13 protein-coding genes are annotated in these 12,258 nt (G+C 61.6%); 5 read left to right on the top strand and 8 right to left on the bottom strand.

All coding sequences use genetic code 11. The features are described from left to right. Positions 1-70 precede the first annotated feature (70 nt). Entirely contained in the window at positions 71-685 is a 615-nt protein-coding gene (locus AC13QO_RS01825; RefSeq protein ID WP_488539762.1) for a 50S ribosomal protein L25/general stress protein Ctc, read from the bottom strand. Between the two features lie 402 nt (positions 686-1,087). Between AC13QO_RS01825 and AC13QO_RS01820 the strand changes: the two genes are divergently transcribed. Further along, on the top strand, positions 1,088-2,638 hold the full coding sequence (locus tag AC13QO_RS01820) for a hypothetical protein (protein WP_488539761.1): 1,551 nt from the start codon (positions 1,088-1,090) through the stop codon (positions 2,636-2,638). 210 nt (positions 2,639-2,848) lie between these two features. Here AC13QO_RS01820 and AC13QO_RS01815 read toward each other — a convergent pair whose 3' ends face one another. The 6 genes from AC13QO_RS01815 to lgt form a co-directional block, all read right to left on the bottom strand. Then, on the bottom strand, positions 2,849-3,781 hold the full coding sequence (locus AC13QO_RS01815) for a ribose-phosphate pyrophosphokinase (protein WP_488539760.1): 933 nt from the start codon (positions 3,779-3,781) through the stop codon (positions 2,849-2,851). Between the two features lie 105 nt (positions 3,782-3,886). After that, entirely contained in the window at positions 3,887-4,708 is an 822-nt protein-coding gene (locus AC13QO_RS01810) for a hypothetical protein (protein WP_488539759.1), read from the bottom strand. Between the two features lie 102 nt (positions 4,709-4,810). Next, positions 4,811-5,962 carry a M24 family metallopeptidase gene (locus AC13QO_RS01805; protein WP_097596943.1) on the bottom strand — a complete coding sequence of 384 codons (1,152 nt, stop codon included), beginning with the start codon at positions 5,960-5,962 and terminating at the stop codon, positions 4,811-4,813. A 5-nt stretch (positions 5,963-5,967) separates the two neighbouring features. Then, complete coding sequence (gene pgeF, locus AC13QO_RS01800) at positions 5,968-6,762, bottom strand: peptidoglycan editing factor PgeF (RefSeq protein WP_488539758.1); 795 nt, start codon at positions 6,760-6,762, stop codon at positions 5,968-5,970. 109 nt (positions 6,763-6,871) lie between these two features. After that, a complete protein-coding gene (locus AC13QO_RS01795; RefSeq protein WP_488539757.1) occupies positions 6,872-7,972 on the bottom strand; it encodes a class I SAM-dependent methyltransferase in 1,101 nt (366 codons plus the stop codon). Positions 7,973-7,990: 18 nt separating this feature from the next. Beyond that, positions 7,991-8,839, bottom strand: a complete 849-nt coding sequence (gene lgt / locus AC13QO_RS01790) for a prolipoprotein diacylglyceryl transferase (RefSeq protein ID WP_285191440.1) — start codon at positions 8,837-8,839, stop codon at positions 7,991-7,993. Between the two features lie 204 nt (positions 8,840-9,043). Between lgt and AC13QO_RS01785 the strand changes: the two genes are divergently transcribed. The 4 genes from AC13QO_RS01785 to AC13QO_RS01770 all read left to right on the top strand — a co-directional run bounded on the left by AC13QO_RS01785 (position 9,044) and on the right by AC13QO_RS01770 (position 11,374). Beyond that, positions 9,044-9,304: an accessory factor UbiK family protein gene (locus AC13QO_RS01785; RefSeq protein WP_085778900.1), complete on the top strand. Its 261-nt coding sequence runs from the start codon at positions 9,044-9,046 to the stop codon at positions 9,302-9,304. Positions 9,305-9,691: 387 nt separating this feature from the next. Beyond that, a complete protein-coding gene (locus tag AC13QO_RS01780; protein WP_004680153.1) occupies positions 9,692-10,192 on the top strand; it encodes a type III secretion system chaperone family protein in 501 nt (166 codons plus the stop codon). Position 10,193: 1 nt separating this feature from the next. After that, entirely contained in the window at positions 10,194-11,021 is an 828-nt protein-coding gene (gene proC, locus AC13QO_RS01775) for a pyrroline-5-carboxylate reductase (RefSeq protein WP_085778899.1), read from the top strand. 11 nt (positions 11,022-11,032) lie between these two features. Next, entirely contained in the window at positions 11,033-11,374 is a 342-nt protein-coding gene (locus tag AC13QO_RS01770; protein WP_085778898.1) for a tRNA-binding protein, read from the top strand. A gap of 51 nt (positions 11,375-11,425) precedes the next feature. Here the strand turns inward: AC13QO_RS01770 and AC13QO_RS01765 are convergent, their stop codons facing one another. Further along, a complete protein-coding gene (locus AC13QO_RS01765; protein WP_097596936.1) occupies positions 11,426-12,079 on the bottom strand; it encodes an MBL fold metallo-hydrolase in 654 nt (217 codons plus the stop codon). Between the last annotated feature and the right edge of the window lie 179 nt (positions 12,080-12,258).

Below are 12,258 nucleotides of genomic sequence, written 5' to 3'. Positions count from 1 at the left end.
TGGATGACGACTTTCGGGAGCCACTTCACCGGGGAAGGCGGGCCATATGCTTTGCAACTGGTCGAAGCGATCAGGCTTCGGCTTCGCCTTCAGCTTCCGCGGCGCTCTCATCGACGCCGGCAGCCGGAGCGACGATGGTCGCGATCGTGAAGTCGCGGTCGATGACCGGGCTGACGCCCTTCGGCAGCGTGACTTCCGAAATATGGATGCTGTCGCCGATCTTCTTGCCGCTGAGGTCGATGTTGAAGAATTCCGGGATCGCATCGGCCGGGCAGTGAACTTCAACTGCGTGGCGGACGATGTTCAGAACGCCGCCGACCTTGAGGCCCGGAGACTTCGCTTCATTGATGAAGTGAACCGGGATTTCGACGGTCACCTGGGTGTTGCCGGAGACGCGCAGGAAATCGACATGCAGCGTGAAGTCGCGGACCGGATCGAGCTGGTAGTCCTTCGGCAGAACCTTGTACTTCTTGCCGTCGACTTCGATGGTCGCCACGGTGGTCATGAAGCCACCGGCGTGAATGCGCTTCGTCACCTCATTGGTGTTGAGAGCGATGGCAATGGGGGCCTGCTTGTCACCATAGATGACAGCGGGAATCAAACCGTTGCGGCGAAGTTCACGGGCGGACCCCTTACCAACCCGTTCGCGCGCCTCGGCCTTGAGCTCGTAAGTTTCCTGGCTCATGGCTATTCCTTTCGAGGTTATTTGGAGAGTTCGGCGGCAGGCAAAAGCCTAGTTCCGTCAAACCGGAGGCGGGTTTTCCCATCCTCATCCGCGTTGCCTCCAAGGGTGTCTACGCGGACCGGTGGCCTATAGTATAAGTCGCCCGGAAACGCAAGTTGCCGATTGCGCCGGTTTTTCGGCGATGGAGGGGCTTTCGCCGGGGCGCTTCATCATCGGAGAGAGCGAACTCGCCCAGATTGCATCCGCACCCATCCCAATGCGAGAACCTTGTTGAAATCACTCGCGATCTGCACCTGGTCAAACGCAAAATTGCCAGTGCTTATCGCCACTTGGCTTGACATTGCCGCGCTTCGCATCTTTGGATGGCCGCAATCAAAAAGTGGCTGAGGAGAAAACCAGACCATGCGTCTCAAACTTGTCACGGCAACGAGTATGCTTGCCCTTTGCCTTTTCACCGGGGCCGAGGGCGCGGAGATCAACCAGGAGGGCGCCAACGCGGTCAAGGAGACCCTGACGAAGCTGCTTCCGCAGGATTTGGCAAAAAGCGGCTTCATCACCGTCAATCCGGCCGGCGCACGCTATGAGGTCATCTACGATCTGGCGAAGCTGCTTGCCAAGGCGGATCCGGCGACGTTTACGATCACAGGGTTGACACCGTTCTCGATGTTCGCCACGCCGCTCGACAGTGGCCTCTGGAACATCGAAGGCGACAACAGGCTCAACGTCTCGGGCCATTTCAAGGGTCCAGACCAGAAGCCGACGGATTTCACCTATTCTATCGCGTCGCTTGTTTATTCCGGCGTCTTCGACCCGGCGATCAGCTATCTGCGCTCCGGCACCTTCGCGGCCAAAGACATCAAGGTGGCCAGTAAGACCGAAACGGAGGAGGTCCATGCCAGCATCGCCAGCATGGATCAGAAGCTGAGTTCGACCGACAGCGCAGGCGGCCATGGACGTATCGATTTCGCCGGCAGCGGCTCGATGTCCGATTTCGTCGAGCAGGTTTCCGGCCTGAAAATGCCGCCCATCGAACTTCGTGCCGGCTCGATCAATGTCGAGGCCAAGGTGAATGGCCTGCCGGCCAAGCAGATTCGCGAGATGGTCTTCTTCGTGCTTGACCATGTCGATGAGAAGGAATTGAGCCCGGAAAACAGCGACAAGATAAAGGGAATAGTGAAGGAAGCCTTCCCGCTTCTGACCTTGTTCAGCGAGACGATCGGGGTCAACGACCTGACCGTCAGCAGCGAGATGGGCAACGGCGGCGCCAAGGCATTCGGCTACAACCTCGCCATCGACGGGCCGAGTGACGCCATGCGTTTCGGCTTGGGCATGAATGCGCAGGAGATCAGCCTCGACACGCCGCTGATGCCGGCAAACTATTCGGCCTTCATGCCGAGCAACTTCGATTTCCAGCTCGCGCTTCCGAATCTGGATTTCGCAAGCTTCGGCGACGCCCTCATGGCGATGGATTTCAAAGATTCGGCGTCCGAGAAGACCGGCGAGGAGATGGCGAAGAAGCTCTTCCGCGATGGCCGGCTTGCCGTCGAGTTTCCGAAGATCAGTGCCAAATCGCAGGTCTATGACGTCGATATAACCGGCAGGATCGAAGGTCGCGTCGATACCGAGAAGGACTATTCGATGGAAGCGACGATCCTTGCCCGCGATCTCGACAAGACGATCGCGGCGGTTCAGGAGCTTGCCAAGACGGACCCCGACCTCAACCAGGTCTCCTTCGGCATCATGATGGTGAAGGGCTTTGCCAAGACCGATCCGGATGGCCGTTCGCGCTGGGACGTCAGCATCAGCCGCGACGGTTCCGTGGCGGTCAATGGCCAGCAGATCAAGGGACCGGATGGTCCGGATCAGGACCAGGATCAGGGGCTGGAGCCGGACGAGCAGCAGGAACCGGATCAAGGTCAGGACGGAGTCCCTGCGCCGCCGCAGCAGCCTTGAACGTTCTCGATTGGAATTGAACAAGAAAGAGGCCGGCTTGTGCCGGCCTTCAGGCTGCTGACAAACCACTGCAAAAGCCGTGACGCCATCCTCGGCCTTGTACCGGGGATCTGCGCCGGCCGATTAAATATCTGAAAATAATGCTTTCCTGCTAAGGAATTGCAGAGGTCAGATGCTCGGCACAAGGCTCGGCATGACGGAGGAGGCTTTTTAATCGAAGAGGCTGGAGACGGACTCTTCCTGGCTCGTGCGGCTGATGGCTTCGCCGATCAGCGGGGCCGCCGTCACGACGCGGATATTGTGCGCTGAAAGCACCGCCGTCGTCGGCTGGATCGAATCGGTGATGACGAGTTCACGCAGCTTCGAGGAGGTGACGCGGGTGACCGCGCCGCCCGAGAGAACGCCGTGCGTGATATAGGCGGTGACGCTGGAGGCACCCTGGGCGAGCAGTGCGTCGGCCGCATTGCAGAGAGTGCCGCCGGAATCGACGATGTCGTCGATCAGCAGGCAGTCCTTGCCGGTGACGTCGCCGATGATGTTCATGACTTCGGATTCACCTGGCCGATCGCGACGCTTGTCGACGATGGCCAGAAGACAGTCCAGCCGTTTGGCGAGCGCGCGGGCGCGCACCACGCCGCCGACGTCGGGCGAGACGACCATGACATTGCTGAGGTCATAATGGCTCTTGATGTCGCGCGTCAGCACGGGCAGGGCGAAGAGGTTGTCCGTCGGTATATCGAAGAAGCCTTGGATCTGACCGGCATGGAGATCGAGCGTCATGACGCGATCGGCCCCGGCTTCGGTAATCAGGTTGGCAACCAGCTTGGCGGAGATCGGCGTGCGGCCGGATGCGCGGCGGTCCTGACGGGCATAGCCGAAATAGGGAAGAACTGCGGTGATGCGGCGTGCCGACGAACGACGCATGGCGTCGATCATGATCAGCAGTTCCATCAGGTGGTCGTTGGCGGGAAAGGCGGTGGGCTGCACGAGAAAAACGTCCTCGCCGCGCACGTTTTCCTGGATTTCCACGAAGATTTCCTGGTCGGCAAACCTTCGGACACTGGCTCTTCCCAAAGGAACATTGAGATAGTTGCAGATCGCTTCGGCGAGTTGCCGGTTCGAATTGCCTGCGAAAACCTTCATTTTGGTCCGCCTGTTATGCGCTGATAGCCGCGCTTTTTAGTCAGCTTCCCAGTGAATGCAAGGGCAAAGGCGCCACAGACTTTCATATTTGCAAAAAGTTTGTGGCTAACCGCCCTGAGTTTGCCGCCAGGAGGTGAATTCCGCGATGGTTTTCGAGCCGATCTGCTGCATCACCGAAGCCGGGACACCCGCCCAAGGGTCGGCGGCGGCCGTCGGTACGCTTTCCTGCCCCTGGATGCGGTGCAGGCGGGCGCCGCCACCGTCGAGAATGTCCCAGACGTAGACCACGGTGACCTTGCCGTCGTCACTGAAGGCAGAGAGATAACCTTTGAGAATGTAATCGCTGCTCGTGTCGTTCGAGCTCTTGATGGAAAGGCCATGGGCGCGCGCCTCGGCGCCGAGCTGGCGCGAGAGCGGAGTCACGGCTTGCACCGGCGCCCCGATGATCGGCAGGAAGCGCACGGTATAGCCGCGCGCGGATGATGTCCCGGGGGTGAGGGCGGCGGTCTGCTGCGGTAGCTGCGCGTCAAGCCGCTGGCCGGGCTGTGTTGGCGATCCGGCGCCGGCGGCAGCCGGCGGCAGCGCCTGTCCCTTGATCGGAGCGGAGGCGGCGGGCGAGGAGCCGTTCCTCGACAGCGCGTCTGCCTGCTCCTGCATCGTCGTCGGGGGCGCGCCGCTGCCGGGTCGATAGGTTCTTTGCGACTGATCATAGGCCGGATGATAGCCACTCGGCTGTGTGCTCCCGGCAAAAACCGGCTGGCGGGTGCCGGCCAGACGTTCTGCCTCGCCCTGCGTCACCGGACTTGACGGCGGAGTTCCGGAGGATTCGCCAATTCCGACTTGCGGCGTCAGCGCGTCGGTGGTGTTGCAGGCGGTCAGCAGAGCCATGACGAACAGGAGCGTGGGCACAGTCGCAGCTCGCGTCATCCCGTGATCCGTCCTTCCCACAATCGTATCAGCCCGCCCGGATTTATGCGGGCGGGGATGGTCCTCTGTCAATTCCGGATTCTCACCGGTCAGTCCCGGTCTTCAAAGGCCGATGAAATCGAGCGAATGACGGGAAAGTGTGCGCGGCGCATCCGCCGTCGTCAGGTAGGTCTGTCCGAGCGTCATTGCCGTGCCGGTATCGGAATCGGCAATGATCATGTGCACGAAGAGCGACATGTTCGGCTCGATCGGCTGCGGATTGCCGACATGGAACATCTGGTGCTCCATCCAGGAGGGCGAGAAGCGGGCGCCGAGCGAATAACCGCAAGCATTCAGCCGGTGCCGGGCAAGGCCGCGCTCGTCCATGATCCTGGCATGGATGTCGAAGACGTCGCCGAAGGTGTGGCCGGGCTTCAGCACGGTCTCGATCGCCTCAATGGTTTCGCGGCACGCATTGTAGAGCTCGCGATGGCGTTGCATCGGCTCGCCGATGACGATCGTGCGCATCATGGCGGCATGATAATGCGCATAGGTGCCGGCCCATTCCAGCGTCAGCTGGTCGTTGGCGTCGAGCTTGCGGCGGCCGGCCTTGTAGCGGCAGAGCAGGGCGTCGGCAGCGGAGCCGATGATGAACTCGTTGGCGGGATAATCGCCGCCGCCGGAAAAGACCGCACCCTGCATGGCGGCGAGGATATCGGCCTCGTCGGCGCCCGGTTTCGTCAGCCGGATTGCGGCGTCGAGCGCGTCGTCCGCGAGAGCGGCAGCGCGCTCGACATAGGCGACCTCCGTCGGGCTCTTGACGAGACGAAGACGGCTGACGAGATAGGAGGCGTCGACGATCTGGCCGAAAGTGGTCAACTGCGCGTCGAGCAGGCGGGCGATGCGGCCGGTCATGCCGTGCGTATCATATTCCACGCCGATGCGTGCGCCGAGCAGATCCATCTCGACCAGGAGGTTCTTCAGGTCGAGCGTCGGATCGGCATTGACCCTGTCGACCCAGATGTGGATGTCTTCGAGGATCGAGGTGTGTTTGGCCTGGCGGAGATCGGCCGAGCGGGTGATCAGCGCCATCGTGCCGTCGCTCTTGACGACCAGCGTCTGGAAAAAGCAGTAGCCGAAGGTGTCATAGCCGGTCAGCCAATACATGCTTTCCTGGGCGAAGAGCAGCAGGGCATCGAGCTTTTCTTCCTTCATCTTCTCAGTGAGGCGTGCCAGCCGGCTTGCGAACTCGGCCTTTTCGAAATGCAGTGCCATTCTGCTCAAGTCTCCCTGATTGATATCGCTGAAATCTGGCGGCCGTAGTCCGGCTCGTTGCGATGTGTCGTCCTGCGATAGGAAAAGAAGCGCTCGCTATCCGGATAGGTGCAGAGCCCGAGGTTTTCGGCCTGCACACCAGCCCGCGTCAGCCTGTCGATCGTCAGCGCCGGTAGATCGAACATGGCGCGGCCCGGCGTTGCGGACGGCTTGAAAAAGCGTTCGTAGGCCGGATTTTCGGCGACGAAGCGATCGACGAATTCCGGCCCGACCTCGTAACTCGCCTGACTGATCGAGGGGCCGAGGCAGGCCAGTATGCTGGCGCGATCGGCCCCCAGGGCTTCCATGGCCGCAATGGTGTTTTCGAGAACACCGGTCAGCGCGCCCTTCCAGCCGGCATGGGCGGCGCCGATGACGCGATTTTCGGGGTCGGCAAAGAGGACCGGACCGCAATCGGCGGCCAGCACGCCAAGCGCAATGCCGGGAACTGCCGTCACCATCGCGTCCGCGTCGGGGCGGGCGCCGTCGTAATCGGCGCCAATCGTCACGACGTCGGGCGAATGCACCTGATGAACAGTTGCCAGCCGCTCGAGCGGCAGGTCGAACCAGGCGGCGACGCGGCGGCGGTTTTCCATGACGTTCCCGCGCTCGTCGTTGGAGCCGAGGCCGACATTGAGACCGCGATAGATCCCTTCGGAAACACCGCCAGCCCGGGTGAAATAACCGTGGCGGATGGTGCCGCCCGTCGCTTCGTTCAGCAGCGGGCTTTGGATCGGTGCGGGAGAGGCCGCGTCCTGCATCTGTAATTCCGGGTTTTCGAGGGGTTTGTTTTGTCCCGAGCGCATCGCATCTGCGGCGCGCTTCAAGTTCCTGTTTCGCGCGGATGTTGGCTCAGCCGCGTGCGCCCTGTCAATCCACCGGGCGAAAGGGCATGAGATCGACGGCAGGATGGGAGACCGCCATCACCTTGAAGAGTTCGCCCATCCGGCCCTCACCGGCGCCGGCAAGCCTGTCGACCGCCGATTGAATGACCTGCTGGGTCTGCGGCTCGCGGTCACGCCCGAGGGCTGCGGCGCGTTCGAGAATGCCGAGGCCGGTCAGAAAGTCACCCTGGTGCAGGGCGCCGTTCAGATGGAGGCCGGCCGTCAGTGCCGTCTCGGCGAGCTGCTGGAAATCGACATGGCTCGTCAGGTCAGCTTCGCCGGGATGGGCGAGCGGCGGGTCGAATTCATGCATGCGCACCGCCTGCAGCGTATCGCCGAAGCCGGTGACGAGATGGCCGTAGTCGACGACCAGCGCCGTGCCGCCGAAGGCGCGCAGCCGCTCGCAGATCGCCATCATCACGGCCTGGCGGGCGGGTGAGATCTCGAAGAGCGTGCCGAGCGGCAGGTTCTGCACCGGTTCCGGCAATAGGGCAGGATCGAGGCCCGCGACACCTGCGGCAAAGGTCAGTTCGCCATCGGCGTCAAGGCCGACCATGCGCTCGCGGAAACCCGTTTGCGTGCGGACGAACTGCCGGATCGGGATTGCGTCGAACAATTCGTTGGCGGCAATCAGCGTGAAGCCGGGCGGGACCTCATCGAAGCCACCGTGCCACGCGATCCTTTCGCCATAAGCTTCGAGTGTCTGGCTCTGGACGTCGCGCAGGCGCTCGCTGGTTTCGACGAGATGCACGCTCATCGTGTCAAACAGCGGCGGGGCGATGCGGGCGATGACACGCAGCATATCCGCCATCATCGTGCCGCGGCCAGGCCCGATCTCGACAAGGTGCACATCTGCCGGCGTGCCGTGGCGCTGCCAGGCATGGACGACGAAGACGCCGATCATCTCGCCGAAGATCTGGCTGACTTCGGGCGCGGTGACAAAATCGCCGGACCGGCCGAAGGGTTCTCGGGTGCGGTAATAGCCGTGCTCGGGATCGGCGAGGCAGAGCGAGAAATAGTCGGTGACGCTGATCGGGCCGTTGGTCTGGATGATCGCCTTGATCTTTTCGCCTAGAGCGGTGGTCATGTCGCGCGTCCTGCCGGTTTAGAGCTGCGGCGCGGCCTGGCGGCGGGCCCGCAGGATCGCCCAGAGGCCGAGCAGGATCATCGGGGAGGAGAGGACCATACCCATGGTCAGCCAGTTCGTGCCGAGGAGGTAACCGAGCTGGGCGTCCGGCTCTCGGAAGAACTCGACGAAGATGCGCGACAGTGCATAACCGCAGACGAAGACGCCCGTGATGAAGCCTGGGCTTTTCAGCGTACGCATGCCGTAGACGAGGGCGGCAAGCACCAGGAGCAGAACAATGCCCTCAAGGCCGGCCTCGTAGAGCTGGCTCGGATGGCGGGCGAAGGGGCCGCCGGTCGGGAAAACCACGGCCCAGGGGACGTCGGTCAGTCGGCCCCAGAGCTCACCGTTGATGAAATTGGCGATGCGGCCGAAGAACAGGCCGAAGGGAACGACGGCGGCGACGATATCGAACAGGCTCCAGATCGGAATGGCATTGCGGCGAGCAAAGATGATCATGGCAATCGTCGTGCCGGTCAGGCCGCCGTGGAAGGACATGCCGCCGTTCCAGATTTCGACTGCGCGGATGGGATCGCGCAGGACAGCGGAGAGGTCATAGAAGAAGATATAGCCGAGACGGCCACCGAGCACGACGCCGAGGGCGGCCCAGACGATGAAATCGTCGAGCTGCGTCTTCGTCATCGGCGATCTATTGCCCGGCCAGAGACTGTCGTTGGCGGCGAGGCGGCGCGCATAGGCCCAGCCAAGCAGGATGCCGGCGACGTATGCCAGGCCGTACCAGTGAATCGCCAACGGACCGATCGAAAAAGCGATCGGATCGATGTCCGGGAAAGGCATGATCGCGAGGAGATTGGCTGCTGTCGGCAAGGTTTTCCCATCCGTTGAGGTCGGCGGAACATGCCGCCGCGATCCCGGACGGTCAAGTGCATTGTTCGTGATCGCGCCTCGGCTGCCCGCTTCCGGATAAGGCTATCCCGCGCAAAGCGCTTGCATCGCGGGTGGCGAAGCCCTACCTCAATCTTCGAGGCCCCGAAGGGCTGAATTCACCTTATACGAAGGGAGAAAAACGCCATGACGACCGGAACGAACCGCATCATGGACGAGTTCGCCAAGCTGATGACCGATGCGGCAGGTGCCGCGCAGGGCGTCCGCAAGGAGATCGAGACGGCTTTCAACGCCCAGGCCGAGCGTTGGCTGAACAGCATGGACGTCGTCAAGCGCGAGGAATTCGAGGCCGTGCGAGAGATGGCGATCAAGGCGCGCGATGAAAACGAGGCGCTTGCCGCCCGTATCGCGGCGTTGGAGGCCAAGCTCGCCAGCGAGGGCCACTAAATCCAGCTAGGTGCAGATGCGGCGTTGCCTTCATGCCACACGCCGCATCTGTCACAAAAAATTCCAGGTGAGTTTTCCACCTGTGGACACTGCCAAAAAAGCCAATACGCAGAGTCGCTTATTCTCCCTTCTGAATTGAGTTTCGAAGTGCTTTCCACAGCAGGCCTGCCCTATTTTCCCTTCTGGGGGCTGGCAGGTGGCAAGGGTCATTATACACTGATTTTAAATGATGATTCGAAGCGACTTGGTAAGCTCCGGGCAGGTTATCTGCGTTAAGTCTGGCAGCGGTTCAACGATCATCCGATGGTGGTTTCCGGTATTGCGTGTGTCTTTCTTGTGTTCGTATCCCAAGCTAAGCCGCATTCGTTCCGGTCAAGAAGGTGCTGCATGAACCTGATGGAATTGGAAGTCGAGCGTCAGTCGAACCCGGTCGATATGATCGAGTACGTGGCCTCCAACAACGACTGGTCGTTCGAGCGGTCCGGCGAGGACGAGATCGCGATGACGGTCGAGGGACGCTGGGCGGACTATCATGTTTCCTTTTCCTGGATGGAGGAATTCGAGGCGCTGCATCTTGGCTGCGCTTTCGATATCAAAGTCCCCGACATCAGGGTCAACGAGGTGGTCAAACTGCTCTCGGCGATCAACGGGCAGGTCCTGATGGGTCATTTCGATCTCTGGCGTCAGGAAGATGTCGTCATCTTCAGGCAGTCGCTGCTGCTTGCAGGCGGCGCGGAGCCGACCAATCGCCAGGTAGAGGTGCTGCTTTCCAGTGCGCTCGACACATGCGAAGCCTATTTCCAGGCATTCCAGTTCGTTGTCTGGTCCGGCATGGACGCGGCTAAGGCGATGGAAGCCGTGCTGTTCGAAACGGTAGGCGAGGCATAAGATGCCGGCGAAGGCGTTCTCCCCGGCAAATCCCGTCGTATTGATCGGCGCCGGAAACATGGGCGGAGCCATGCTCTCCGGCTGGCTGAAGAGCGGCGTTCCGGGCTCCGCCGTCATTGTTGTGGATCCAGGCCCTTCATCGGCGATGCTGGCGACGATCAAGGAAGCCGGCGCGACGCATCTGACCGCGATCCCCACGGAATTGAAGGCGAGCGTTTTGTTTCTCGCAGTCAAGCCGCAGGTGATGGAGACGGTGTTGCCTGATGTGAAGAGCGCCGTCGGGCCGGCGACGGTCGTCGTCTCGGTGGCAGCCGGCAAGACGCTCGGTTTTCTCGAAAAACATCTCGGCAAAGCCGCCATGGTGCGAGCCATGCCGAACACGCCGGCTATGGTCGGCCGCGGTGTGACCGGGGCCTTTGCCAATTCAGGAGTCAGCGATCCGCAACGCAAACGCGTCCATGCCCTTCTCAGCGTCTCCGGCCCGGTCGAATGGGTGCCTGCGGAGGCCGATATCGATGCCGTGACGGCGCTTTCCGGCAGCGGTCCGGCTTATGTATTCTATCTCGTCGAATGTATGGCGGAGGCAGGCCGAAAGCTCGGCCTGCAGGCGGACCTCGCCATGCGTCTTGCGCGGGAAACGGTCGCGGGGGCTGGTGAACTCTTGCACCAGTCCCCCGACGATGCTTCGCGGCTGCGGCAGAATGTGACGTCTCCCGGCGGCACGACGGCGGCGGCGCTCGCCGTGCTGATGGCGGAGAACGGCATGCAGCCCCTGTTCGATAAGGCGCTTGCGGCAGCGCGCAAGCGGGCCGAGGAACTGGCCGGCTGACGGAGATCCACATGGCGGAAGAGATCAGCTACGCCGATTTCGAGCGTGTCGACATCCGTGTCGGTACGATCATCGAAGCCAGCCCTTTTCCGGAGGCGCGCAAGCCGGCTTTCAAGCTGCTCATCGATTTTGGCCCTCAGATCGGTATCAAGAAATCCTCGGCGCAGATCACCGTGCATTATACGCCGGAAACCCTGATCGGCCGGCAGGTGTTCGGCGTCGTCAATTTCCCGCCCCGGCAGATCGGTCCGTTCCGTTCGGAAGTGCTGACGCTGGGATTCGAGGACGAGAATGGCGCGATCGTGCTTGCGGCGGTCGAACAGCCGGTGCCGAACGGCAGGAAGATGATGTGAGAATGGGCTCACACCATTTTTCCGGGTGCCTGATGTGTCTGCATCGGATGCTCAACGAGGCCTGATCTCCTGCAGATACGGATTGCTTCGCCGTTCGTCACCGATGCGGCTGCCGGGCCCATGGCCGCAGATAAAGCCGACGTCGTCGCCAAGCGGCAGGACCTTGTCGCGGATCGAATCCAACAGCTGCTGATGATTGCCGCCCGGCAGGTCGGTGCGGCCGATCGAGCCATTGAAGAGCACGTCGCCGAGATGGGCGAAATTCTGTGCGCGGTTGAAATAGATCACGTGGCCGGGGGCATGGCCGGGCGTGTGATAGACCTCGAATTCGTGGGCGCCGAAGGAGACCTTGTCGCCGTTCTTCAGCCAGCGGTCCGGCAGAACATTGCGCAATCCTGATATGCCGTACGTCGCGGCCTGGGTCTCGATGCGCTGCAGCAGCGGCAGGTCATCCTGATGCGGGCCGACTATGTCGACGCCGAGGGCTTCCTTCAACTCCCCGGCGCCGCCGGCATGGTCGAGATGACCGTGCGTCAGCCAGATTTCCTTGATGGTCAGGCCGCTTTTCTCAATCGCCTGAAGGATGAGCGGCACGTCGCCGCCCGGATCGACGACAACGCCTTCCTGGGTATCGGGATCGAAGAAGACCGTGCAGTTCTGCTGAAAGGGTGTCACCGGAATGATGCCGGCCTGGAGCATGCCCATAAGTGCCTCGCTTGGGTGTCTTGGGTGCTCAGGGTATAGTCCGAAACGGCGGCGAGGGCAGCCCAAATCTTCTGCTTTGACGCGTGTTTCACGGCAGCAAGACCGACTGCAACACAAGTTTATAGGTCTCTTCCGCCGTTCGACGCGTCGACGAAATCAAATTTTATTCGAACTTTTCA

It is taken from the genome of Rhizobium sp. CNPSo 3670 (assembly GCF_057784555.1).
The sequence above is the reverse complement of the archived record's forward strand: the minus strand, read 5'-3'. Positions and strand labels throughout refer to the sequence as shown.

Excerpts from the sequence above, each read along its gene's own strand:
- AC13QO_RS01825 (WP_488539762.1), bottom strand. The coding sequence starts at position 685 with ATGAGCCAGGAAACTTACGAGCTCAAGGCCGAGGCGCGCGAACGGGTT.
- AC13QO_RS01820 (WP_488539761.1), top strand. The coding sequence starts at position 1,088 with ATGCGTCTCAAACTTGTCACGGCAACGAGTATGCTTGCCCTTTGCCTT.
- AC13QO_RS01815 (WP_488539760.1), bottom strand. The coding sequence starts at position 3,781 with ATGAAGGTTTTCGCAGGCAATTCGAACCGGCAACTCGCCGAAGCGATC.
- AC13QO_RS01810 (WP_488539759.1), bottom strand. The coding sequence starts at position 4,708 with ATGACGCGAGCTGCGACTGTGCCCACGCTCCTGTTCGTCATGGCTCTG.
- AC13QO_RS01805 (WP_097596943.1), bottom strand. The coding sequence starts at position 5,962 with ATGGCACTGCATTTCGAAAAGGCCGAGTTCGCAAGCCGGCTGGCACGC.
- pgeF (WP_488539758.1), bottom strand. The coding sequence starts at position 6,762 with ATGCAGGACGCGGCCTCTCCCGCACCGATCCAAAGCCCGCTGCTGAAC.
- AC13QO_RS01795 (WP_488539757.1), bottom strand. The coding sequence starts at position 7,972 with ATGACCACCGCTCTAGGCGAAAAGATCAAGGCGATCATCCAGACCAAC.
- AC13QO_RS01785 (WP_085778900.1), top strand. The coding sequence starts at position 9,044 with ATGACGACCGGAACGAACCGCATCATGGACGAGTTCGCCAAGCTGATG.
- AC13QO_RS01780 (WP_004680153.1), top strand. The coding sequence starts at position 9,692 with ATGAACCTGATGGAATTGGAAGTCGAGCGTCAGTCGAACCCGGTCGAT.
- proC (WP_085778899.1), top strand. The coding sequence starts at position 10,194 with ATGCCGGCGAAGGCGTTCTCCCCGGCAAATCCCGTCGTATTGATCGGC.
- AC13QO_RS01770 (WP_085778898.1), top strand. The coding sequence starts at position 11,033 with ATGGCGGAAGAGATCAGCTACGCCGATTTCGAGCGTGTCGACATCCGT.
- AC13QO_RS01765 (WP_097596936.1), bottom strand. The coding sequence starts at position 12,079 with ATGGGCATGCTCCAGGCCGGCATCATTCCGGTGACACCCTTTCAGCAG.